This window comes from Legionella pneumophila subsp. fraseri (assembly GCF_000586315.1).
GTDB lineage: Bacteria > Pseudomonadota > Gammaproteobacteria > Legionellales > Legionellaceae > Legionella > Legionella pneumophila_B.
On record NZ_JFIM01000040.1, the window covers coordinates 1 to 24188 of the forward strand.

Genomic DNA, 24188 nt, shown 5'->3' on the forward strand with positions numbered 1-24188 from the left:
TACATTGGCTTGAAGTATGTTGGTAATGTGTAATTTGTTAAGTAATTAAGTTCTTTTTGAGCCCATCACAAAAATGATGGGCTTTTTTTTTGAAATGGAGTCCATATGTTGAAAAAGACAAGTTTAGCCCTATTGGGATTGGCTGCAAGTGGTTATGCATTAGCAGGTACTATGGGACCTGTTTGTACACCTGGTAATGTCACTGTTCCCTGTGAAGCAAAACGTTGGGATTTAGGTGTACAGGCACTCTATCTAAAATCAGTTTATGATGCCGATATGGCCTATAGACAAGTTCACGTAGCCCCTACAAGATATGACGATGATCAGGGTTGGGATTGGGGATACCGATTGGAAGGCTCTTATCATTTTAATACAGGGAATGATGTGACTCTTAATTGGACTCACTATACGGATTTTGCAAATCCTAGTGGTCTCATCGGGCGAATCGCTGTATTGCCACCTGCATTAGCGTTCCCACGGTTATTTAGCGCAATATACAAAAACAGATTTGAGCAGGTAAACCTGGTGATGGGACAACATGCCGATTTTGGCTTGGTTAAGGATATGCGTTTCTATGGTGGTTTACAGTACGCCAATATTGAAATTGATAATACGAACTATTATTTTGGTGCGTTTCCTCAGTTAGGCGGAGTCAACCTTTTCGATAATACTGATTATAAAGGAGTAGGGCCTGTTTTAGGAATCGATTATGCTTATGCCTTAACCAACGCATTGAGTGTCACGGCGAATGGCGCAGCTTCAGTCTTATACGGTAAAGGTAGATACAATATTGGCTATGTCGCATTGCCTACTGGTTCCAGTGGCGCAGTTGTTCGATCCATATACGCAGACAAAAGAGCGATAGTTCCAAGTTTGGAAGCTAAGCTTGGGTTAAATTATGCTTACAATATGGCTCAAGGAGTATTAAACCTTGAAGGTGGTTACCAGGTAATGAACTATTTCAATGCTCTACATACTCAATTCCTGCAGAATATGGCAAATCCTGTAACCAATAGTGATTATGGTCTCTATGGACCATATATTGGTGCAAAATACATTGGTAATGCCTAATAAAAAAACCTCCTGCTTAAATGCGCTCACCATTGACGAGCGCATTTCCTTGAAAATTCTGCTTAAAGAATAGTACAAACAATTCTACATCAAACAAAAATATAATCGCACTAATCTATTCGAAATCTAAGCAAGCAAAAGTCTAATTTATTGATTTATAGGCAACAAATCATAAATGCATACAAATAGGCCAATTTATTTTAAATTTTAGCGGAGTGATCCTATAGCCAGCCAGTAATTGCCGCGTTATAATCCCGGGGCTATCCGTTTAGGATGTAAAAATAATAAACAGGAGTACCCCCGCATGAAGTTTAAAAAATTTATTTTGGCTCTCGCTTGTTTATCATCGCCATTATATGCGGATCAAGATCAGCAACTGAAAAGTGAAATTCAACGATTACAGCATCAAGCAGAAGATTTACAAGCCCAACTCAACCGCTTACAAAAACAATTAGCAAGTCATAAGAGCTCTCCGCAAACTCAAAAGGCTGTCACAAAGCCAGCAGAGCCACAGAGTGAGCCGACGGCTAAATCGGGATCTGCCATAGAAGAAAAATATCACTCATCCAAAGTAGAGGTGCACGCGCCTGATGCCCATCCGGAATCTATCAGCTTTTATCCAACGGCGTTGATTGCTGATAACAGAGTGGTTACCTATATAGCTGGAACTCCAGTAGTAAGCTCGCCATTCCTTGGTGATAGGCCTGCGTTTGATGGTTCTGATTATATAGTAAACATTTCAAGTATTAACCGAGATGTTCGTTTAATGCAGCAGCGGAGACGTTTATACAGGGCCTATCAAAAAATAGGCTATCCTATTCCTAATATGCCTATTATTTCATTAAGTGGAAAAGCAGAGCCGGCTGCGACATTTAATAATCCGTTTCGCTCAACCAACACAGATGGTGATATTACTCTGGGCTCAAGTGAACTGGACGTTGCTGCTGCCTTGAATGAAAATGTCGAGGCCTATATTGCAATTGCCTATGATGAAAGCCCTCCGGCAATTGGTCCACGAGTTAGCAATTCAGCGTTTAATTTAAATATGGGATTCGTGAACATTGGTAATTTGGATAAAAGCCCGCTGTATTTTACAGCAGGACAAGTCTATGTTCCTTTTGGCCGCTATTCCAGTGCAATGGTAAGTTCCCCTGTAACAATGAATTTGGCGAGAACCAAAACAAGACCCGTCATTTTCGGATATAAGTCTCAGGCAGATACAGGGCCTTTTGCTGCTGTTTATGGCTACAGAAGTGATACTACTTTGGGTCGTTCAGGAGTCGGCGGAGTTAATTTGGGGTATATTTTCGGATTTGATAATGACATCAATGGTGAGATAGGGGGCGGTTTCATTAGCTCTGTTGCTGATGCGGGCGGTATGCAAAGCACAGGCGCCAATGTCGGAACAACCTTTGGCGGTTTTGGTTCCATAACAAACGGTAATGAAAACGTCCGTAAAACAAAAGCAGCTGATGTTCATGGTCACGTTGGTTATGATCGTTATAATTTAACTCTGGAATGGGTTGGTGCGATACAAAGTTTTAGACCCCAGGATTTAAGTTTTAATGGTCAAGGTGCCAGACCTCAGGCTGCTCAAGCAGAATTGGGTATGACTTTTATGGCTTTTAACAGACCAGCCTCTATAGGAGTCGGTTATCAGTGGACAAAAGAAGCATTGGCATTAAATCTGCCTAAACAACGCTATATTGGAGTATTTAATATTTCAATTTGGAAAGACACGGTGGAGAGTCTTGAGTACAGACATGATATCGACTATGGCCTAACTCAGTTCGCTAACGGGGCAGCTCCTCCTGGATTAGTCAATCTTCCAACTTTAGGCACAGGAAAATCTGCGGATACCGTTTCAGCCCAAATCGGCGTTTTCTTCTAGATTATTCTCATTTTATTTCACCGAAGCTTGTAACGAATCCATAAAGTTACAAGCTGGTGTAGCCAGATGTTCGTTTATATCGCAAACTAATAGTCATTAGGCTAATTGCAACTTATTTTGATAATTGAAAAGTCCTTAATTGTGTATTCTCATTCCCCCTTTGTTTTTCAACCTGTGCTATCTTTTATTTTATAACTACCTCTTAAAGGGATGTAAAAATGCATCAGGATGGTTTTGGGCAAGAGGGGCAAAACAAACACAGCGGTCTTATTTCCGAGCCCGGCATAGCGAGAAGAGCACAAAGAGAAACAGATTACAGAGATGGAGTTTATTCGTCAGCAAATAACGATTCGAACTCTATAGTAACAAAACTAGTGGCCACTGCAACAATGATTGGAAAGAAGTTAAACAAATTAATTCAAAAAAGCAGGGTTTTTATATTATATACCTTATTTTTTTTGCTTGGATTGCAAGCTTCCTTTGCAGCAAAAATTGTAGAGTTGAATATAAAGGGACCAATTGGCCCGGCTACAGTAGATTATTTGGAAAGAGGAATTAAAAGTTCTCAAGATGCTGATTTGATAGTGATACTAATCGACACACCAGGCGGTTTGTATGATTCAACACGAAACATCATCCAATTATTTTTACTTTCGGATGTGCCCATAATTACTTATGTAAGTCCCACTGGAGCAAGGGCTGCAAGTGCCGGAACCTATTTAATGTATGCAAGCACCTTGGCTGCTATGGCGCCTGGCACTCAAATGGGCGCAGCAAGCCCTGTTAGTCTTGGCACAGGATTTAGCGAAGGTGAAAAAGATGAGAAAAAAAAATCAGTGATGGAAAATAAAGTAACTCATGATGCTGTTGCAACAATAAGGTCACTTGCTCAATTACGAGGCCGTGATCCGGATTTTGCTGAAAAGGCAGTGACAGAAGGTAAATCCATAACAGCGAATGAAGCCCTCAATAAGGGGGTGATCAATTATATTGCAAAAAATAGAAATGATTTATTGTCCCAGGTCCATGGGATAAAAGTCAGTCAAAATAATAAAACAATAACTATTAATACCGAAAGTCCGGATATTCAAGTAATCAATCCGGATTGGAGAACTCGTTTTCTATCGGTCATTACCAACCCCACAGTGGCTTACTTGCTATTATTACTTGGAATTTATGGAATTTTCTTTGAGTTGGTGAATCCAGGTTATGTTTTACCTGGAGTGGTTGGTGCAGTTTCAATGCTTTTTGCACTGTATGCGCTGCAGCTGTTACCTATAAACTACGCAGGTCTGGGCCTAATTATTTTAGGCATTTTATTTGTCATAGCTGAGGCATTTACTCCAAGTTTTGGGGCGTTAGGTGTAGGAGGAACCGTTTCCTTTATTTTAGGCTCCATTATGTTGATGAACACGGAACATATTGCATTTCAGATAGCATGGTCAGCAATTTGGGCTATGGCGGTTTTGAATATACTGATTTTTGTTTTGGTTCTGGGGATGTTAGTTAAATCTCGAAACCAAAAAATCAGGCATGGCCTTGAGACGTTGGTGGGAGCAAAGGGCAGGGCGCTAGGAGATATTAATTTGGAAGGCCAGGCTGTGATTAAAGGAGAGATTTGGAATGTCCATTCAAGCTCTCCAATCGCAGCGAATAAAAGCATTAAAGTTACGCGGGCATCGGGGCTATTGTTGGAAGTAGAAGAAGATCAATCGGTTTATTAGTTGGTTATTCCATGTGAATGAAAAAGGATTAAGGAGAATAAGATGGGACCATTTCTAGTGATAATGCTGGTAGCTATAGGTTTGCTACTGGTTTCAATGTTCAAGGTGTTTAGGGAATATGAGCGCGGAGTGGTTTTTATGCTGGGCCGGTTTTGGCGTGTTAAAGGTCCAGGATTGATAATTATTATTCCAATTATTCAACAAGTAGTTCGTGTTGATTTGCGAACCATAGTCATGGACGTGCCTAGTCAAGACGTTATCTCAAGAGATAACGTTTCTGTACGCGTCAATGCCGTGGTGTATTTTCGTGTAGTAGTACCTGAAAATGCAATCATCCAGGTTGAAAATTATTTTGAAGCAACCAGTCAATTGGCACAAACCACATTGCGGTCAGTATTAGGTCAACATGATTTGGATGATATGTTGGCTGAGCGTGAGCAACTGAATAGTGATGTGCAAAAAATTCTTGATGCCCAAACAGAAAGCTGGGGAATCAAGGTTTCCAATGTTGAAATCAAGAAGGTGGATTTGGATGAAAGCATGATAAGGGCAATAGCGAAACAGGCTGAAGCGGAAAGAGACAGGAGAGCAAAGGTTATCCATGCAGAGGGAGAGCTGCAAGCTTCGGAAAAGTTATTGCAAGCTTCTCAAGTACTTGCTCAGCAACCCCAGGCAATGCAGCTAAGATATCTACAAACTTTAGCTACGATAGCAGTGAATAATAATTCAACTATTATTTTCCCAATGCCCATGGAATTAGGCGATATATTAACCTCTATGGCTGGCAAGAAAAAATAGGGAATATTAATTAAGGCTAGCGCAACCCCAATCTCATTTGGTAATCAATATTTTTTTGCGCCGGCCTTGGAGTTTGAGTCTGTTCTGAGACTATCATACTAAGCCTGGATGAGAGAAAGTTATAATCATATTACTATCATATCCGGAAGGGTTCTGATATCGCAGATGATAAGATATGTCAGGCCATACCAGCACCTTAGTATCAACGTTCTATTAGAATAAACTACCCTATTCTTGATAATTTCCCTAAACAAACTTTCGTTTCATTAACTTTTATGATAGAAATCTATTTTTTTAAGAAAAGAGGAATATCGTGTCAATCAAATCAGACAGATGGATAGAGAAAATGGCCGTCGAGCATGGGATGATTTCTCCATTTCAGGCCGGTCAAGTGCGAGAAAACCAAAATGGTAGGATTATTTCTTATGGTGTATCCAGTTATGGGTATGATGTTCGCTGTTCGAATGAATTCAAGATTTTTACGAATATTAATTCAGCGATAGTTGACCCTAAGGCGTTTGATGAAAATAGCTTTGTAGATGTTCAGTCTGATGTCTGCATTATTCCACCCAATTCGTTTGCTTTAGCAAGAACGGTCGAATATTTTCGCATACCCCGTAATATATTAACGATATGCTTGGGTAAATCGACGTATGCTCGCTGTGGAATTATAGTGAATGTTACTCCTTTGGAGCCGGAATGGGAGGGGCATGTTACTCTCGAATTTTCCAATACGACTACTCTGCCTGCCAAGATTTATGCGTATGAAGGAGTTGCTCAAATGCTGTTTTTAGAAGCTAATGAGGTTTGCGCTGTTTCTTATCGTGATCGAAACGGGAAGTACCAAGGGCAAACTGGAGTGACATTGCCACGCACTTAGGATGAAAAAAGTAACGTTTTAATCTTTATCCAAAAGTGGGAATTTGGCTCGCGACGAATTGACGCGCTCGCGTAATTCCTTTCCAGGTTTAAAGTGAGGGCTGTATTTTGCCTCTGTTACAACTTTTTCACCTGTTTTGGGATTATGAGCATTTCGTGGTGGTCGGTAATGAAGAGAAAAACTACCAAAGCCCCGAATTTCTATTCTTTGGCCATGGATAAGTGCTTCGCTCATTAATTCAAGTATTCTGTTAATGCCATCGGCTACTTGTTTTTCAGTAAGATGCGTCATTCGAGCAGCGATGTGTTCAATGAGTTCGGATTTAATCATATACTCACCTCGTTTTGTCGCGTATTTAATAGACCGATTGCATCCTCTTTTATTTTAGCTTGGTTGCCTGTGCTTCTGTTCGCTCTGTATTTCGAAGCACGGGTGGCTCGGCACTAAAATAAGCTCCACGAGTTGAGCAACTGGTCTAATGTCTGCTACCAAGACACATTAGGTGCTGACAATTTCCCATTTGATTTTATAAGTATAGTTCGGGTAAAAAATTATTCAATGTTTTCAAGCTGGTTAGTAAAAATTAGTTTTCTTTCTTATGAATGAATGCAAAAACCACACCCCAGCTCATTTGTATTTTAGCGCGAGTAACTAACTTAAAATGACTGGATGATAAGATTTTGCTGGTCGTGATTACGGTTGAAAGCTGTGGCAGGTTGTTGAGGCGGGTGTTAAGGGCTTCCCAGGTTGCACCAAATAAGGTGCTTGAATTAATAAATATTAAGGTGGCCTCAGATAAATCGACTGTTAGAAAATCACCCAATATAAATGAGATTTTTTTGCTATTCTCAGCATAGCCTTTCATAGTCGCCAATTCCTGGAGACGTTCGCAAGCGCATTGGTGTAACTTGGGGAACAATTCGACACCTATACTTTTACGGACAGGATATACCATAGCGCAGGCTACAACAGCTTTGCCAGTTCCGGAACCAAGGTCATAAAAAACAGTGTTGTGGTCAATGTTGACCATTGATAATAAGGCAATGAAAGGTAAAAATTCAATTTCCCCATACACATATTCTATTGCATCTTGATTTTTCCTTGCTTGTCGGGAAATCATGAAGCCATTGATATTGCCGTACAGGTGCTGAAAAACTTGAGCATGACGTTTTAAATTTAGCTTTTTTTGCCATTGGTTAATGCGTAATTCTTTTCTTGCCTTATCAAAACAAAACCAAAATAGAATGAGAAACAAGATAAGGCATAAAAAAATCTCTTTTGATGGAGTGTAATCAAGCACAGTATTATCCTTGCTTCAGGCCATCTTTATTCAAGATTTTTGCTTTTTCCTTTTGACTTAATTTTGGCCATGCCTGAAGAAGAACTTTACCAGCCTGGCGTTCGCTCATGGCCTGGTGGTGCATTTCCCAAGGCATTTCATCATTAAGGTAAATGACTATCACGAAGGCAGTCAGTACGGTAATTAACATGGCAAAAAGACCTACTTTGAATTGAAGCATATTAAGCATTTTATTGCTTTTGTTTATTGCATCGTTTGCAACCCGATCGACATGGTCACAGCTTTCGTTGGCGATGCGGTGAAAATGTTGGACATCATATTTAGCCAGTTGTAGAGCCATAGTTTGAGTTGCTTGGTTAGTATGTTTTTCGATTCTGTCAATGCAGTTTTCTGTCAGGTTTTCGATTTTTTCTTGTTGCTGTTGAAAGATTTGGGTAAATTGATTGCAAGTTCTCTCTAAAGAATGCAAATGCGTTTCACCTTGGGCCAAGGCTTTTTCAGCGCTTTTTTTAAAATGGGTTACTCCTGATTGGGAAATAAGGTTTTGTATAGAGGTTAATTCATTTTGTAGAGATTGAGTGATATGTAGAAATCGTTCAGCTTGCTGCTCAATTTCCTCTCGCCACTCCATCATTTTCGCTTCGACAAACTCAAAATAGGCAATAAACTCACCAGTATGTCTCAGTAACTCTCTAATGCGAGCCAAATCATCTTCCTGATAATCTTCCATGCCCTTCTCCTTGCTAAATTCACAGTCAGAGAATTTTCAAGAGCTCTCTTGCATAACCTGTCTCTTTCATTTTTTTGCTGCTTTACAAACGTTTCTGCGGTGCTCATTTACTGCATGTAAATTCCGCTCCTCAAGACGTTTGCGCTTTGCCCTGAAATAAGCAATCAAGATATACAAGAGATCTAAGTGATATCCTTTGACGCATCTTGCCCCTTTCGCTGTGAATTTAGAATTGTGATGTTCCTACTATATTATATCCATAACATTATTTTGAAAACGGCAATTTTTGCCTAAAATTCTCATTCGATTTTGTTATTAGTTCTATAAACTCTTGATTTTGTACAGTATATTAATGTCTCATAAAATTGGCATTATTTATGCTTAATATTTAAGACAGACTTACGATAAACCCCAAGGTCGAGGCAAAAAATGTTTTTAATGAGGGGGTTTAGATAAATTAAATGACTGAATTAAAAACATTTTTTAACAAAGAGATTGGGGTTTATCGTAAGTCCTGTAAGATACTCGGCATATACTTTCTTTATTATTAAAATCCACTGAGACGAGTCATCAGTTTGCAGAAATAAATGAAGCTCAATGGCATGGTATAAAATAAGTGGCAGTTTAAAAATGATGTGATTAAGAGAAATGCTTTTGTGTTGAAAATTTCAGTAGACTGTAAAAACTTTGTTAATATTTCCTTAATCTGGATTGATTAGAATGAAGATATAAGTTGGGATAGGAGAACATTATGCCAAGAGCTAGGTTCTTTAAAGCAGAAAATAATAGTACGCAAGTACAGCATAGCTTTATTAATGTGGGCGGAGAGCAGTTTCATGCGGCCGCTGTTGCTTTAATTGATTATTTTAAGAGATCCCCTCGTATTAATGATGATACTTTGAAAAAAATACTGGAGCGTTTCTATTTTCATTTTCCTAAATACATTCCAAGTCAACCTTATTTGACTCCCTCCGAACGCATGAGTATGTTGATTAATGGGACACGAAAGTCGGAAATTGTCGAATGTTTTGCTTATGTATTACGCCAATTGGCTATAGATGAGATTTATGCAAAACCTCTAAATTATCGTGATATTTTTAGTGAATTCGATCGCAACACGCTGAAATCATTTTTACGCCAACCATCCACTCCACTCCCGACCAGCGCTTTGAGAGCACTTTCTCATGCAATCGGGATCAACATCACTTTATCTGTTGTGGAAAATGGCAAGGAGTTGAGGAAGCGTGAAGTGTATTTGGGAGACAATCTGAATAGTACAAAACCCGGGATAACTATTCAGGTTCAGAAAAATAATAAGTATTTCCCTGCCGTGAAAAATAAAGCGGATTTTGTTTATGTTGGGCAATTGGCAGTAAGTCCTCCCAAACCAGTAGAAAGCTCAAGCGCGAGTGGAAAAGAGACTATCGCTGATGTCGTTGATTTAATTACATCTGATAATAAAAAATTACTACAGGCCTATAAACAATGGTATCAGAATTTTCTAACGATGCTTAAATTGGGTGAAATAACAACCCAGAGGATGATTAATCTTTACATTAAGTTTTTACCTTCAGAAAAAGGCTTGGTTATTGACTCGACAGAATTTTTTTCCAGGTTGGCGGAGGACTCTAACAAGCCGGTTACTGCGAATTATTCGGGTGAAGGCAAGGATGGTGTTAATCAATTATTGGCTTCTGCGCTGGCCGGGTGGATTAGTACCAGACAAGTCGATGTTGATCAATTGTTTGATCATTTAGAAAATCGACCTTCTTCAGTATCTATGTCAGTTGGTTAAATTGTGTTGGCAATCCGGATCATTTTTTCAAAGTGAATTGCCAACAGTCATTTTTTGATGAAATAGCAATAGGATAGTTTTTCATGGCTTTCAATTAAAGAAAGCCCATTTCTTTCATCCATTCATCATTGGCAAATTTGGACATGTAATTACGGATAGAGTCAGGTAAAATCACCAGACATTTCTGCCCTTTCCTTAAAGATTTAGCTGCTTGCAATGCGGCCCACATGGCTGCTCCACTTGAACCACCTATTAATAATCCTTCTTCTTTAATGAGCCGTCTGGCAGTACTGAAAGAATCCGCATCGTTAGTTTTTATGTAAGCATCAATCAACGTGTTATCAAGCACATCGGGGAAGAAATCATAACCTATGCCTTCGACATGATACGATTTAACTTCTGTACCGCCTCCCAGGATTGATCCTTCAGGATCGGCACCAATGATTTTGATGGCGGGATTATACTCTTTAAGGCGTCTGGCAATGCCAGTAATTGTTCCACCTGTTCCTACGCCAGCAACAACCATATGCAAATCTTTTCCAAAATCGTCAATAATTTCCTGAGCTGTACCAAAATAATGGGCATTAGGGTTATTGGGGTTTGCATACTGATCGAGGATATGGGAGTTAGGGATTTCAGCTTGTAATTTTTTAGCCAGAGAAATATGACTGTCCGGATCATTATACGCAGCTTCTGTTGGCGTTCGATAAATGATGGCTCCCAGGCGTTCGAGCACGGATTGCTTTTCCTGGCTCATTTTTTCGGGCATGGTAATAATCACTTTGTAGCCTAATACAGCGCCTGCCAAGGCTATCCCTATCCCGGTATTTCCGGAAGTCGGCTCGATTAAAGTATCGCCTGGTTTAATTCGTCCTTCCTTTTCTGCCTTTACTACCATTTCATAGCCAATACGGTCTTTTACAGAGCCTCCAGGATTAAAGAATTCGCATTTGGCATACAGCTCACATTCCAGCTCTTTTCCAAGTCTGTTAATTTTTACAACGGGAGTATGGCCTATAGTGGCCAGGATGTTAGGGTAAATCATGGTAGTCCTTTGTCATGGTGAAATGAGTTGATTATAAGCGGATAAGGTAAAATAGCAAAATGGGGGCCTCTATATATTTTCTGTTTTGAGTAGAGCGATATATATAAAGTCTTTTTGAGGAGATTCGATTTCTTATGCGTATTATAAATATGATGAGAGGTTGACTCCGGCTTTTCAACCATAATGAACAATCGAACTATTTCTAGCCATTTATAAACACCTTATCTTAGTAAATCTTAATCGCCTCTTAGGCTAATATTGATTGAAGTAATTACCGGATTTTTAAAAATAATGAAATCACTTTGTTTTAAGTGTATTTTATTGCAGCTTAAAGTATTAAAAAACGCAGTGTTTAGTCTGAATGAAAATTAATGCTACGCAATATGTTCAACAATGCGTAAAACCTCTACAGAGAATAGAAGCTCTATCGGAAGATAGATTCCTGGGAATTGATCTGCTGCGATGTCTTTTAGCGCTGGGTGTGTTACTCTGGCATTATCAATTTTTTGCTCATAATAGTGGTATACAATTTATTAAACATCAACAACCACTGTATTCAATTTTAGATATTTTCTACAGCCATGGGTGGCAATACCGGGTCCAAACCTTTTGGTGCATTAGTGGTTTTATATTATTTTGGAAATATGGCGAGGGTATAGCAAATAAGTTAATAAGTGGTAAAAAGTTCTTTATAGGGCGATTCTCAAGAATTTACCCGCTTCATTTAGTTACTCTTTTTTTAGTGGCATTTTTTAATTGGATTTATTTTTACAATAATCATTATTATTTTACCTATCAAAATAATGATCTTGGAAATTTCCTTCTCCATTTCTTTTTAGCAAGTAGTTGGGTGGGAAAGGGCGCTCATAGTTTTAATGGACCTGTTTGGTCACTATCTGCAGAAATACCAGTCTATTTTATATTTTTTATTTTTGTGCGCTTTTTAGGCTTGAAAGCTAGTGTAAATTATTTTTTTATTGGCTTTTATCTCCTTGCTAAACTGGCGAATTTTTCGTTTCCAATAATTGATTGTGTTGGATATTTTTACAGCGGGGGGTTGTTTGCAATTTATTTGCAACAATTTGAAAAGCAGAACCGCAATAAATTTCTGAGTATTTATTTTGTTTATATACTTGCTATTGTGCTAACGGGAATGCATTTACTCAAATTAAAGCAATTGACACCTGTTAAATATTTGTTACTTATCAATATGATGCTGGTTTGTTTCTACTATTTATCAAGAATAATAAAAGCATGGCCTAGAGTTCAAAATCTGATTAAAACAATGAGTCACTTAACCTTTTCAAGTTATCTGATTCATTTTCCTATCCAAATTATACTTACCTTATTTTTTGGTTGGTTAAATCTAGCCATACCTTTTTATAGTATCAGCTTTTTAACACTATTCATTGCCATTACCTGGGGAGTTTCTTATTTAAGCTATCATTATTTCGAAAAACCACTGCGAGTCCTTATTAGAAATAAATTCAAGTATTCTTGAAAATTTATATTTGTGGTATTTTCTTTGTTAATATATGGATTTTTCGTTTTTATGGTTATTTCTCTATTTTTACATTATATTTATTGTGGGCGTTGGCTATTTTTGTAAAAACGTAAAAAGCATTATCTTTTAATTGTCTTATAATTGAGATCAAAAAAACAATTTGTTATCAGTTTTTCAAAAATGGCAAAAATCCAAAGTGGCTATAAAGTATTTATAGCAATTCATTTCAATTGATATTTTGTTTAATTAACGGATGCAGGAAGCTTAATTATGATAAATTACAAAACAATAAAATGGAGATATGGCCTCATTGCACTCTTTGCTTTAGGGGTATCAGGATGTTATTTTGACGGGACAAGCCCTCAAGAAAGAGGGTATTCTTACCAAGAAAATAGCATGCCATCCAGTGGAGGACAAACCACCGCTACCAATCAATCCCAGCCGCAACAAAAAAGCTATGCGTCAAAGGATACCTCTCAAAAATCTACTCCTGGGCCAAAGCGAACAGCTGCTCCTCAACTTCCAGTAATTCAATAAAATGAGTTTCCGTTATTATCCTCCATAAGTATTTTGAATATGGGGGATAATTTCTTTTTAGATATCTTAAACTTGCATATCTTGGATAGTCAATAATATACTACATGCTTGTGTTCTAAGCTTAGCTTCAATTTAACTGCGTCTTATATCTTGAAAACAATTAAATCAAATCTTTTCAATATACTTTGTATCTGTTTCAGTATTACGATTATTATTTTATTAATAAAATCAAATAAAGTATTAAATAAAAAAATTTCACAACTGCAGCAGCAAACTTTTCAGATACAAAACTCTCTATTAGCGCCTATTCATGAAAATCTAGTTGAGCTTTTAAAGGTCTATTCTGCTCGTGATGAAAATGGGCCTTTGGAATTAGTTCGTCATGGAAAAGAAAATGATGGGGGTTATGTAGCCGCTGTAAAAGCTTTTAAACAAGCTGATGTGCTTTTAGGATACGGTATACATAAAGATAACAGTTTTGAAGATCAATTCTCACTAATTTATAACAAGCCATCTTATGGTTTTGATTGTGGTATTGAACAGGTAGCCAGTAAAAGTAAATTATTTACTCTGGTAAAAGAGTGCATCGTGAGTGATGCCTTCTTATATAATCCTGCTAATACGAATCATAAAGTCACCTCTTTTGTTGAGCAGTTAGATAACTTGAATATAAAGGATAAAAAACTATTTATTAAGATGGATATAGAAGGCGCAGAGTATGATGCTTTTTCCGGGATTATGAAGCATAAGGATAATATTACTGGTATTGCGCTAGAGATTCATTTTAATGATGCAAGAAGCACGCAAAACGCCATCACACTATTAGAGCAGTTAGAGAAACACTTTGTATTAATTCACGTTCATGGCAATAATTATGCTGCAGCTACAGGTTTTTCAACGACAAAATCGTTAGGTACAATACCTAATGTTATTGAGTTAAGCTATATCAACAAAGCACTGGTAAAAAATTATAATTTATCAGAAAACCAATCACATCCCCTTAAAATTGATCAACCCAATAATCCCAATAGGCCAGATGCTGCCTTTACTATAATAAACTAGAAAAGTACTCTTCCAGCGAATAGTTTTTTTGTAATAATTTAGCCTCTTTCTCTCTAATCTGCATTATGCATATTACCAAAGTGATAAGCTACATAGGTGCTTAATTTCGGCCAGATTAGTTCTGGTTTTAGATCTTTAAAAAGTTCCAAGGTTTTATCCTTGTATGTATGTTCAGGGGTATTTTGGTATAAATCAGGCTTAAAGTCGCTAAGATGAACTGCAGCATGATAAAAATCATCTTCGAAAGTGGACCAATCATGTTTACATACCCAGGGAGAAAAAATTGTGAATGAAGGCTTATTTAAAGCTTTTGCTATATGTATAGCGCCTCCTTCATTACCTATGATGGCATCACATTGATTCATAATTAAAATAAATGTTCTTAAGTCATAATTCGATAATTCAAAGAAAATATTTTTTTTCGCTTCATCATTACATAATTCATAAATTTGTTGCGCTATATCTTTTTGATGAGGCAAAAAATTAAATAAAATATTAACATCCACCTGGCCTGCTATTTGATTTACGAGCGTTGCCATGTACTCCAGAGGATAAGTTTTTAATGGGCAACTTCCAACAATATTCAGCATGAGATTTTTTCTAGATGGGATACCATGTTTTTTAAACAAAAATACGGCATTTTGTTTTTCATGCTCAGAAAGATATATTTTGGGTGAGCGCTCAGGCAACCTGTTATTTAAAAAAGGTTGAATTAAAAGAAGTTTTAAATCAATCATTCGCCCTGGTTGAGTAACTTTTACGGATTCTCTCGGAATATTATCTGTATAAAGAAATGTCCTATATTTTTTTTTATAGGAGATGCGGCGTTTTGCTCCGCAAAGCAAAACAATTAACCAGCTTTCCAGTTTGGTATAAGCATCAATCACAACATCATATCGTTGGCGTCTTATCTGCAGAGCAAATTTTATAAAAGCCCGTACGCCTGCTCTATGCTCAGGGCGGATTGTAATTGCTTGATTAATATTGGGATTTCCTTCTATTACGGGTAAAGCCTCTTGATTCATCAAATAATGAATTTCTGCATTCGGTATTAATTTTTTTAAATTGTTACAAATAACACTACTGAGTAAAACATCACCAATTTTTTTCTGCTGTATGACCAATATTTTCATTTTTATTATTAAATCTGGAATTTCTAGATGGGATTCTATTATGTCTGGAGATTCTATTTTGGACAACATTAATTTTTTGTTGTCATTAATGGCCTTTCATATCCAAAACAATGGGTATCTTTTGAAAGACGAGCTAAAAAAGATTGAATTAAAAATAGTATTGGGGAATACTCAGTTTCAGAAATGAATACAGTCACAAATGGACAAATATAATTTTCCTGTTAATATACCATAGTGTTTTTTTAGAGGATCTATCAAGTTTTTAGGGAGTAAAAGCAGTATGTATTTAAATTCACGCTGTAAGCTTTATGCTTTGGGTTTGTTTTTGGCAAGTTCTTCTGTTTCCTATGCTGGAGTTATGGGGGCTGTCAGTGAAGACAAAGGTTTCTTTTTTAATGTAACACCAATTTATGGTGATGTAAGTGATTCAGCTATTGATAAATTTCCTTTTGTTGAAACTGTCAATGCATCAAATAACATTATAAGCCATACCTCAGACATCGATTCCCGCTGGGGATATTCTTTAAGTTTGGGATACCTGTTTGGCCCGGAAAAGAGCCACGATGTGGTATTAAGCTATACGAACTTGACTAACAGAGGTTCAACGAATGTTGTTAATGCGAACCCTAATGACATCCTAATTAACAAAGTAAGCCAAATCCTGAAAAGTGAGGATAGTTTTGTTGATCCGAATCAGCAAGTGGGTGGTTTGGATCTCTATGGCCCAGCATTTTCTTCCTTTAGTGGAAGTTACGAATTTCAAACCGCTGATTTAATCACACATCGCTATTTCAAAAGTACTTTTATAAATAATGTGCAATTTTCTCGATATTATGGAGTTAAAGCCACAGAACTTAAAAAGGGATTTTATGCCCAGTATGTTGGAATGGGGATATCTCGTTTACAACAATTCCCGTTTACAGAAAGCCTAGAGCCTGTTAATGATCAAATTAATTATGAGGCCAAATATTATGGCATAGGCCCGCGCATTGGAATGGGAGCTGACTGGTCCTTAACTCGTTATATCAGTTTAATGGGGGATGTGTCTGCTTCTTTATTGGGAGGCTCTTATGACACCAGATTCCTTGAAACTCTGGTTACTCCCATGCAGATCCCGGGCATAAGACGGACAGGAAGTTACAGCTTTAGTCAAAATACCGATACTTCACTCTGGGCTGCGGGGGTATTGGGAGCTAATTTAGGCATTGCTGCAAATTTTGATATGAAGAATGACAGCCGGGTAGGTATTGCGGGCGGTATTAGCTCCGAGCAATATTGGACTGAGGCAACTCCGGATTATTTTTCCAGCAAAACAGCAAGAAATAGAGTTTCACTAAATCAACGTTTTTCAGTGAGAAATCTATTTATTAAATTGAGTTATGTCTGTTAATTGTAGGTTACATTTTTTTCAAAATTTTATTATTCACTCATAAGAAAATGTTTTTCTGATGAGTGAATAATATTAGGATTTATTAGCACTCTATAATTTCGATTTGTTATTCTGTTGGTCCCTGGAAATATTCGGATGATATTTTTCTGTAGGCTGTCATGCCAGGAGTTTGCAAGAAAACCCCTCAGAATTAGTAGAAATCAGTACGGATTCTTCGAATGTCATGAATACTGTAGCCAAGTTTGATTAGTAATATGGAATTTCAGAAATCTTCGGTTGTTTAGATTGTTAATAAAGTCTAATTTTTGTATTTGTTTTTTGGAGGTACCCTCATGCAAGTGAGTCCGTTAGATCATAGTCATGTGTCTAGTAAAGTTGTTTCATTTTCACAATTGATTCATCCTACAGCGCTTATATCTCCTTACGCAAAAATTGGACCTAATGTTAGCATAGGTCCTTATTCCATTATTGGGGATAATGTCAGCATTGGTCAGGGAACAACAATAGGCTCCCATGTTTCTATTCAAGGATGGACACAAATAGGTGAGGATAATCAAATCGAAACCGGGGCAATTATTGGCGCTGTTCCCCAGGATCTGAAATTTGCAGGTGAAAAAAGTACGGTTTTTATTGGTAACAATAATATTATTCGAGAATATGTGACTATTAACCGAGGAACTGCTGGCGGAGGAGGAGAAACGCGTGTCGGTAATCATAATTTAATCATGACTTCAGTCCATGTAGCCCACGATGTTCAAATGGGAAACAATAACATTATCGCTAATGCGGTTGCCATTGGCGGACATGTAGTTATTGATGATTGGGTGACTATTGGCGCTTTGTGCGGGATTCATCAATTTGTTCAGTTAGGCAGAATGAGTATGATTGGTGCACAAAGCAAAATTACAAAAGATGTTTTGCCTTATACTTTGGTTTCTGGAAATCCTCCCAAACGATTTGGCATCAATGTTGAGAGATTGCGTCGAAATGGATACAGTTCTTCGGAAAGAATAGATATTCAGAGGGCTTATAAAATTCTCTTTCAGGAAGGCCAAACGTTAACTGATACTATTGAAATGCTTAAAAAAGAGTTTCAAAAAAGCATGGATGTAAATTATATTCTCAAATTCCTTGAAAATTCTAAACGTAGCTTTTATCGTTAATTTTTTAGAGTGTGTATGTCAAATTACCAATTTACAAAACCTGCAGGACCATTTTATTTGGCGGAATTAGCTGAGATTTCTGGGGCTACCCTGTATGAAGGTAAAGGAGAAGCATTTACAGTTTCTGGTTTGGCAAAACTTTCGGAAGCGACAACCCATAATTTGGTAATGTTGCATCAAAAAAAATACCTGAAAGAATTAAAAAACACAGCCGCTCGTGCTTGTATTATCGGGCCAGAGTATGTGAAATTTGCGCCTGATAGCATGTATTTACTGGTACACCCAAACCCGTATAAAGCTTTTGCTTTAATTGCTCAAGCTTTTTATCCTTCAGAGAAACCAGCTGGCTTTATTGCTTCCTCAGCAGTAATCGAAACCTCTGCGGTAATTGGCTCAAGCTGTTATATTGCGCACGGAACTTATATTGGCAATAACGCGAAAATTGGTTCCGGATGCAAGATTGGAGTGAATACTTATATTGGTGATGGTGTAACCATAGGCGACGATTGCCTTATAGAAGACAATGTCAGCATCAGGCATGCTGTTATAGGGAAGCATGTGGTTATTTATCCTGGTGCCCGTATAGGCCAGGATGGTTTTGGATTTGCCAGTGATGCGAATGGTCATTATAAAATTCCTCATGCAGGAGGGGTCATTATTGGCAATCATGTTGAAATTGGCGCTAATACCTGTATTGATCGAGGTTCTCTGGATAATACTGTGATTGAAGACTGGTGTCGTTTGGATAATCTTGTGCAGGTTGGGCATAATGTCAAGATTGGTAAAGGGTCTATTATAGTTGCTCAAGTTGGAATTGCTGGAAGTACAGAGCTTGGGGAGTATGTCACTCTGGCTGGACAAGCTGGGGTGATTGGGCACTTGAAGATTGGCAAAGGTGCCACTGTTTTAGCAAGTGGTAAAGTCTATAAAAATGTAAAATCTGGAGACAGAGTCGGAGGCCACCCGGCTGTATCAATTAGTGATTGGCAAAAACAAATCCGATTTTTAAAAACAGCGATCAAGCCGAAGAAGTCTCCAAAATCCTGAGGATGGATAAAGCAGCTTTTTCATTGGCATTTTGCCTTAATGTGTGATGGATGGCCGTAAATTGTTTATTTAAGTTGCTTTGACTGGGGCAGGCAAGCAAATTGAGCACTGATTCTGTAATACTGTTAGCAGTTGCTTTTTCCTGAACAAATTCAGGCACTAATTTTTTATTGGCTAATAAATTAGGTAAAGCAACATAGGGGATCTTTACTTGTGGTGCGATAATCGCATGAGTGAATTTGCTCCATTTAAAAGCAACAACCATGGGTCGTTTTAATAGCATAGCTTCCAGTGTTGCCGTTCCAGATTTTGTTAAAACAACGTCAGAGATAGCCATGGCTTCACGAGCGCTCCCTTGAATGATCTGAATTTTTAAGTGCCTGTATCTGGCTTGAAATTGTTTAAAAAAAACAGGGTACAATTCCTGACATGCGATAGGAACAATAAAATGCACATGTGGCATCTCAACAGCAATTCTTTGCATCACCTCCAGAAACAAGGGGCCTATGTATTTGATTTCCCCAATTCGACTGCCCGGTAACACGGCTAGAATAGTGTCATCAGGCTTATAATTGTATTTTTTGCGCAGAGCGGCATTATTTGGATTTATTTCAATCAAATCCGCCAAAGGATGACCAACAAACTGAGCTGGTACATCATATTGTTGATAAAATGACTCTTCAAATGGAAATAAAGTTAATACCAAATCCACTGCTTTTTTTATTAAATACACTCGCTTTTGTCGCCATGCCCAAACTTTAGGGCTCACCAGATGCACTGTTTTAACATTTTGGCGTTTTAGTCGTGTTTCAACTGATAAATTAAAATCAGGGTAATCAATTCCTATGAATACATCTGGTGGATTAATGGTCCACTCTTTCAATAGCCTTTCTCTTATAAAATAAAGTTGAGGATAGCGTCTCAGAACATCACTTATCCCCATAACTGAAAGCTCGGACATATTCGCAAGAGACTGGAATCCTTCCTCAAGCATTTGAGGGCCTCCAACTCCTATAAACTCTACATTCTTTAAATGTTTTTTGAGTTCACGAATTACGCCTGCCCCTAGCAAATCACCAGACATTTCTCCGGCAATCATGGCAATTCGAGTCTGTCTTTTTTTAATCAATATGTGCTCATAAAAGGATTGAATGAATGGATGTTAGCTTAAACTTGTTTGTAAATCCACGTAGTATTTTACTTTAAAATGGTTGGATTGTAGACTGACTGCCTAAAACAGCTTTTGTAAGCGGGAGCGGTATTTGGACAAAACAAATGGCAGTTTACATTTATGTTAGAATTAAAACGTGATTTAAATACTCTTCCTTTGACTTGGTGGGGGCGATGCGCCTATTTTTTATCGCCTTACAAAAGAAGCAATGCGAAAAAAAATATAGATCGTATATTTCAATCCTCCCTATCACCGGCTGAAAGAAAACGCTTATGTATGGCTTATTATTCCCATATGATAACAAATATTAAAGAAATTATTTTATATGCGCTGTTCAGTAAAAAATATTTGGCAAAACGCATTGAAATAATCGGTCTTGAATACTTACAGGACGCCATAAGCAAGGGAAAAGGAACTTTAGTCTTTACCGGACATTTCGGGAATTGGGAATTTGCACCTTTGTTTTTTCTTGATAAATTTGACAGCAAAAATCATGTTTTTTATTGTGTGCGCAAAAATTTGCGTTTTGCTTTTTTGGATTCTATTTTTTTGCGTCGATTTGAAAGCTGCGGCTTTAAAATAATTAATGCTAAAAATGCAGTAAGCCAGGTTCGTACTGCCTTGAAAAATAATGGCATTGTTTTTTTTCCTTTTGATGTTCATCCCTCTTCTAAAATTAAAAATAGAGTAACTGCTGATTTTTTAGGACAGGAAACGGCTACTAATATTAGCTTGGCTTATTTGGCTACTCTATATGAGTCATGCGTGTTATCTATTGCTTTTTATCGAACAAATAAAAAACAACATGTACTGTGTATTTATCCGGAAGTAAAAGGAGTAGTTAATTCAGAATATAAACAGGCTCTTATAGAAAACACTCAACTTTATAATAAAAGATTGGAAGATATGTTATTGCTTTATCCTGAACAATGGTTATGGTCATACAAACGCTGGAAAAATAATGGCTAATCCTTATTTATCTAAACTCCGAGTCACTTTTGCAGGTCTTCTTTTTTATTGGTTTTTACCTATTCGCAAACAAATTGTATTAAATAACATAGATATTGTTTTTAAAAATACAGCAACTTCTGCTGAGAAAATAAGATTGGCAAAGGCTTTTTATTCCCATGTAGCCTCTACTTTAAAAGAAATGTTTTTGATGAATAGGCCAAGTTCTAAAAAATTGAATCAACAAGTGGAAATCCACGGAGTAGAGCATTTGCAAAGAGCAATTGACCAGAAGAAGGGCGTTCTTTTATTAACAGGTCATTTAGGGAGTTGGGAATTAATATCAGTATTAGGTTTTTCACGCTTAATATCTCAATACGGACAAATAAATGTCATCAGGCGCCCTATTCGCATGAAATGGTTAGAAACCTGGCTATTTAAGAGAATTGCACATCATGGGTTAGGTGTTATCAATAGCATCGGTGCTCCGAAAAAAATAAACCAAGCCATAAAGAATAAAGAGTTGGTGCTTTTTGCTATGGATCAACATGCCCAACTAGAAAATAAATCAGGGATCGCTGTCGAGTTCTTTGGAGTTAAGGCCGGAACATACCGGAGTTTGGCCTTTTTTGCCCATAAACATCAAACACCGGTTATTCCGGTATCCGGCTACAGGCAACACAACGGCAAGCACGTTATGAAATTTTACCCAGAGATAGAATGGGAGTTTCATGCAGTCAAAGAACAGGCTATCTATCAAAATACTCTAAGATATAATCAAACTCTTGAAAAATTAATTTTAGAGCATCCAGAGCAATGGTGGTGGGTTCATAGACGATGGAAATTATAGATAAATAGATTTTTAAATTAGCCACTCTGTTTATTTCATAAAAAGGGGGTGCGATATTTAATTATCAATAGGCGTTTCTCTAGAGATTGGAGCAGTCGTATAGCAGAATAAATGGAGATAGATCGATTATCATGAATCAAGCCTATAAATCTTGATGGTTAAATGGTTTAACCTATACGTTTATTAACTAATATATTTTATATCTTGTATGTATTTCACTGGGAATACGTTTATTTTGCATGCATACATCGGATTTATTGGTCGAAGGTAATAGGTCAGGTGGGGTTACCAAAAATCAAAGATCTTTGTTCTGAAAAATAGGCAGATAAAATTTGAGAGACTACCTCAAAAGCACTTTTCGCTTGTAATCTACAAGAAGTAATCAGAGACATGGTTCTAGCAAGAAACTCAGAACCATAGTCAGATCGAGTTCCAAAATATTTTTTACGCCAAATAACGGCAGGCCTTAAACATTGTTCAGCATGATTGTTGGTTGGCTCTGCCTCTTCATTAAAAAGGAAAGTCCATAAGGCAGAAAAATGGGTCAATAAATTAGAGCAAAACCGTACGATTCTTAATTTGGGCTCAGTATAAGTTCCTTGCTCCAAGAGTTCCCCTACTTTATTTCGAATAGGTCGAGTTTTCGTATCAACTCATTGCGTGAAAAATTCTCGAGCTTGTATTGATGCCACAATTCAAAGAGATTCGCCTGACATTCTAATAAAGCTTTTCCTATTAGGGCAATGAGCTCCTCTTGTTTCTCCGATAACTTGGTAAAGTCCCGTTTCAAGTGCGCCCAACAAATCTGACGTTTACTACTTTCAAAGTAGTTATAAGCAGCGTAGCGATCAGAAATAATAAATCCATTAAACTCTTCCATAAGCTTGGCAATCACTTTCTTACCTCGGGATGATTCTACTGAAAAGAAAGCTGCTTTTGGGGACATCATTCCTCAAAGCCATTGATTTAGTCCATCGCGTCGATGACCTGTTTCATCCATATGAACACTGCTACTTGATTTTACTTGTTCTAATAAATCAGCAACAGATTCCTCTAATGCGTGAGCGACGATGCGTTGTTTTGCATAAATACAGCCCCTGCTTATTTTGAATCCATAATGCTCTTCTAAAAAAGCCTGTAGTTCTCGACGTGATAATTTATATCTTGAGAGCATATGCGACATCAGACCGGTTAAACGAGGACCAGTAATACCCCAGGTAATTCCTTAAGGTAAGGAGGCTATTTGTTTCTTACCGCAGCAGCCACAAGCTCCTTTTGCTAATTGATATTCTGTAACCTGCAACTTTATTTCGGGTAATTCATGGACTTGATGTCTTAATATTTCTTCTCGTATCTTAATTTGCCCTCCGCAAAGGCACGTAGTGGGTAGCGGACAAGAGACTACTTCATCAACTTCGTTTAGAGGCAACAACTGACGGGAATGGCCCTGATACCCTTTGACTCCTCTTCCTTTATTTGGATTAGGGGATTTAGGTTTCTTTTTCTTGAAATCTTGAGATGGCGGTTTTGATGAGTTCGATGAGTTGTTATTTAAACGTTCTTTAAGCCCTCTATTTTCTTGCTCTAATTTTTCAATACGTACAACCAAGGTATCCGTGAGTTCAACAAGCCGTTTTATCAGCTCATGGCAATCTTCTATCCTCTCTGGTAATGCTATGCTCATCTAATCAGTTCTTTTGCAATCTTTATAGTGTCCAATCTTAGATGCTTTTCTGGCTCGGCACTATGAGATATTTCTCAAAATCTTTTGATCTATTGACGGGGCAGTCTTTTTAATTTGGATCTCATTAACCCCCTATAAATTTTCAACAAAAATTTATAGGGGCTGACCTGTTACGTTATTTCAAAGGATAGGAAAGCTTTAGATAATCCAAAATACAAAAACAAGATTGTTAAAAGCCCGATTTGCATAAAATATGATCTTTTGGTCAGTGAAAAGTAATGATAAGTGTTTCATTTTATTTATAGTGGCACAAATCAAATGATAGAGTTACCGATTCGGATTTTAATAATTTAAACTTAAAGAAACAATATAACTATGATTATTTGATTTTTAAATGACTTGTTAAACAACCTACGTGCCTCGGCTTGTCCCTGAATCTTCTACACATCTTGTATGTAAGAAGAA

Annotated in this window: 22 protein-coding genes and 1 pseudogene; 14 read left to right on the plus strand and 9 right to left on the minus strand. The window is 37.4% G+C overall.

Annotated elements, in window-relative coordinates; all coding sequences use genetic code 11:
* Nucleotides 1-105: 105 nt before the first annotated feature.
* The 5 genes from CC34_RS0109115 to dcd all read left to right on the plus strand — a co-directional run bounded on the left by CC34_RS0109115 (nt 106) and on the right by dcd (nt 6364).
* Nucleotides 106-1071, plus strand: coding sequence for an Lpg1974 family pore-forming outer membrane protein (locus CC34_RS0109115; protein ID WP_028379429.1), 966 nt, complete (start codon nt 106-108; stop codon nt 1069-1071).
* A 304-nt stretch (nt 1072-1375) separates the two neighbouring features.
* Nucleotides 1376-2962 carry a FlxA-like family protein gene (locus CC34_RS0109120; RefSeq protein WP_027223072.1) on the plus strand — a complete coding sequence of 529 codons (1587 nt, stop codon included), beginning with the start codon at nt 1376-1378 and terminating at the stop codon, nt 2960-2962.
* Nucleotides 2963-3351: 389 nt separating this feature from the next.
* Nucleotides 3352-4686, plus strand: coding sequence for an NfeD family protein (locus CC34_RS0109125; RefSeq protein WP_371904279.1), 1335 nt, complete (start codon nt 3352-3354; stop codon nt 4684-4686).
* 42 nt (nt 4687-4728) lie between these two features.
* Nucleotides 4729-5484: a slipin family protein gene (locus CC34_RS0109130; RefSeq protein WP_027228600.1), complete on the plus strand. Its 756-nt coding sequence runs from the start codon at nt 4729-4731 to the stop codon at nt 5482-5484.
* A 313-nt stretch (nt 5485-5797) separates the two neighbouring features.
* The gene (gene dcd / locus CC34_RS0109135) at nt 5798-6364 is read left to right on the plus strand and encodes a dCTP deaminase (protein WP_027228599.1); all 567 of its coding nucleotides are present in this window, start codon (nt 5798-5800) and stop codon (nt 6362-6364) included.
* 18 nt (nt 6365-6382) lie between these two features.
* On the opposite strand, the gene CC34_RS0109140 is transcribed toward dcd, so the two are convergent.
* The 3 genes from CC34_RS0109140 to CC34_RS0109150 all read right to left on the minus strand — a co-directional run bounded on the left by CC34_RS0109140 (nt 6383) and on the right by CC34_RS0109150 (nt 8394).
* On the minus strand, nt 6383-6694 hold the full coding sequence (locus CC34_RS0109140) for an integration host factor subunit beta (RefSeq protein ID WP_010948640.1): 312 nt from the start codon (nt 6692-6694) through the stop codon (nt 6383-6385).
* A gap of 253 nt (nt 6695-6947) precedes the next feature.
* Nucleotides 6948-7664: a methyltransferase gene (locus tag CC34_RS0109145; RefSeq protein ID WP_027228598.1), complete on the minus strand. Its 717-nt coding sequence runs from the start codon at nt 7662-7664 to the stop codon at nt 6948-6950.
* Nucleotides 7665-7668: 4 nt separating this feature from the next.
* Nucleotides 7669-8394: a hypothetical protein gene (locus CC34_RS0109150; RefSeq protein ID WP_027228597.1), complete on the minus strand. Its 726-nt coding sequence runs from the start codon at nt 8392-8394 to the stop codon at nt 7669-7671.
* Between the two features lie 751 nt (nt 8395-9145).
* On the opposite strand from CC34_RS0109150, the gene CC34_RS0109155 reads away from it, so the two are divergent.
* On the plus strand, nt 9146-10189 hold the full coding sequence (locus CC34_RS0109155) for a hypothetical protein (RefSeq protein ID WP_027228596.1): 1044 nt from the start codon (nt 9146-9148) through the stop codon (nt 10187-10189).
* A 94-nt stretch (nt 10190-10283) separates the two neighbouring features.
* Here the strand turns inward: CC34_RS0109155 and CC34_RS0109160 are convergent, their stop codons facing one another.
* The gene (locus CC34_RS0109160; protein ID WP_027228595.1) at nt 10284-11234 is read right to left on the minus strand and encodes a pyridoxal-phosphate dependent enzyme; all 951 of its coding nucleotides are present in this window, start codon (nt 11232-11234) and stop codon (nt 10284-10286) included.
* A gap of 361 nt (nt 11235-11595) precedes the next feature.
* Between CC34_RS0109160 and CC34_RS0109165 the strand changes: the two genes are divergently transcribed.
* From CC34_RS0109165 to CC34_RS0109175, 3 genes are all read left to right on the plus strand, one after another.
* The gene (locus CC34_RS0109165; protein ID WP_027228594.1) at nt 11596-12735 is read left to right on the plus strand and encodes an acyltransferase family protein; all 1140 of its coding nucleotides are present in this window, start codon (nt 11596-11598) and stop codon (nt 12733-12735) included.
* Nucleotides 12736-13008: 273 nt separating this feature from the next.
* A complete protein-coding gene (locus CC34_RS0109170; protein WP_011216792.1) occupies nt 13009-13275 on the plus strand; it encodes a hypothetical protein in 267 nt (88 codons plus the stop codon).
* Nucleotides 13276-13425: 150 nt separating this feature from the next.
* A complete protein-coding gene (locus CC34_RS0109175; protein WP_028379430.1) occupies nt 13426-14337 on the plus strand; it encodes an FkbM family methyltransferase in 912 nt (303 codons plus the stop codon).
* Nucleotides 14338-14390: 53 nt separating this feature from the next.
* On the opposite strand, the gene CC34_RS0109180 is transcribed toward CC34_RS0109175, so the two are convergent.
* Complete coding sequence (locus CC34_RS0109180) at nt 14391-15470, minus strand: glycosyltransferase family 9 protein (protein ID WP_011216790.1); 1080 nt, start codon at nt 15468-15470, stop codon at nt 14391-14393.
* A 280-nt stretch (nt 15471-15750) separates the two neighbouring features.
* Here CC34_RS0109180 and CC34_RS0109190 point away from each other — a divergent pair, with 280 nt between their 5' ends.
* The 3 genes from CC34_RS0109190 to lpxD all read left to right on the plus strand — a co-directional run bounded on the left by CC34_RS0109190 (nt 15751) and on the right by lpxD (nt 19070).
* A complete protein-coding gene (locus tag CC34_RS0109190) occupies nt 15751-16860 on the plus strand; it encodes an Lpg1974 family pore-forming outer membrane protein (protein ID WP_032830368.1) in 1110 nt (369 codons plus the stop codon).
* Nucleotides 16861-17192: 332 nt separating this feature from the next.
* The gene (lpxA, locus tag CC34_RS0109195; RefSeq protein ID WP_027228591.1) at nt 17193-18023 is read left to right on the plus strand and encodes an acyl-ACP--UDP-N-acetylglucosamine O-acyltransferase; all 831 of its coding nucleotides are present in this window, start codon (nt 17193-17195) and stop codon (nt 18021-18023) included.
* A gap of 15 nt (nt 18024-18038) precedes the next feature.
* Nucleotides 18039-19070 carry a UDP-3-O-(3-hydroxymyristoyl)glucosamine N-acyltransferase gene (gene lpxD, locus CC34_RS0109200; protein ID WP_027228590.1) on the plus strand — a complete coding sequence of 344 codons (1032 nt, stop codon included), beginning with the start codon at nt 18039-18041 and terminating at the stop codon, nt 19068-19070.
* Here lpxD and lpxB read toward each other — a convergent pair.
* Complete coding sequence (gene lpxB, locus CC34_RS0109205) at nt 19042-20199, minus strand: lipid-A-disaccharide synthase (protein ID WP_027228589.1); 1158 nt, start codon at nt 20197-20199, stop codon at nt 19042-19044. The genes lpxD and lpxB overlap by 29 nt on opposite strands.
* A gap of 162 nt (nt 20200-20361) precedes the next feature.
* On the opposite strand from lpxB, the gene CC34_RS0109210 reads away from it, so the two are divergent.
* Together CC34_RS0109210 and CC34_RS0109215 are read left to right on the plus strand one after the other, a co-directional pair.
* Complete coding sequence (locus CC34_RS0109210) at nt 20362-21210, plus strand: lysophospholipid acyltransferase family protein (RefSeq protein ID WP_027228588.1); 849 nt, start codon at nt 20362-20364, stop codon at nt 21208-21210.
* Nucleotides 21203-22039, plus strand: coding sequence for a lysophospholipid acyltransferase family protein (locus tag CC34_RS0109215; protein WP_027228587.1), 837 nt, complete (start codon nt 21203-21205; stop codon nt 22037-22039). The genes CC34_RS0109210 and CC34_RS0109215 overlap by 8 nt, the downstream gene beginning before the upstream one ends.
* A gap of 275 nt (nt 22040-22314) precedes the next feature.
* On the opposite strand, the gene CC34_RS1000000117685 is transcribed toward CC34_RS0109215, so the two are convergent.
* The 3 genes and pseudogenes from CC34_RS1000000117685 to CC34_RS0109235 all read right to left on the minus strand — a co-directional run bounded on the left by CC34_RS1000000117685 (nt 22315) and on the right by CC34_RS0109235 (nt 23723).
* A complete protein-coding gene (locus CC34_RS1000000117685; protein WP_050598215.1) occupies nt 22315-22647 on the minus strand; it encodes an IS66 family transposase in 333 nt (110 codons plus the stop codon).
* Nucleotides 22648-22655: 8 nt separating this feature from the next.
* Nucleotides 22656-23222 (minus strand): annotated as a pseudogene (locus CC34_RS1000000117690) (IS66 family transposase).
* Nucleotides 23223-23264: 42 nt separating this feature from the next.
* Nucleotides 23265-23723, minus strand: a complete 459-nt coding sequence (locus tag CC34_RS0109235; protein ID WP_027228584.1) for a DUF6444 domain-containing protein — start codon at nt 23721-23723, stop codon at nt 23265-23267.
* Nucleotides 23724-24188 lie beyond the last annotated feature (465 nt).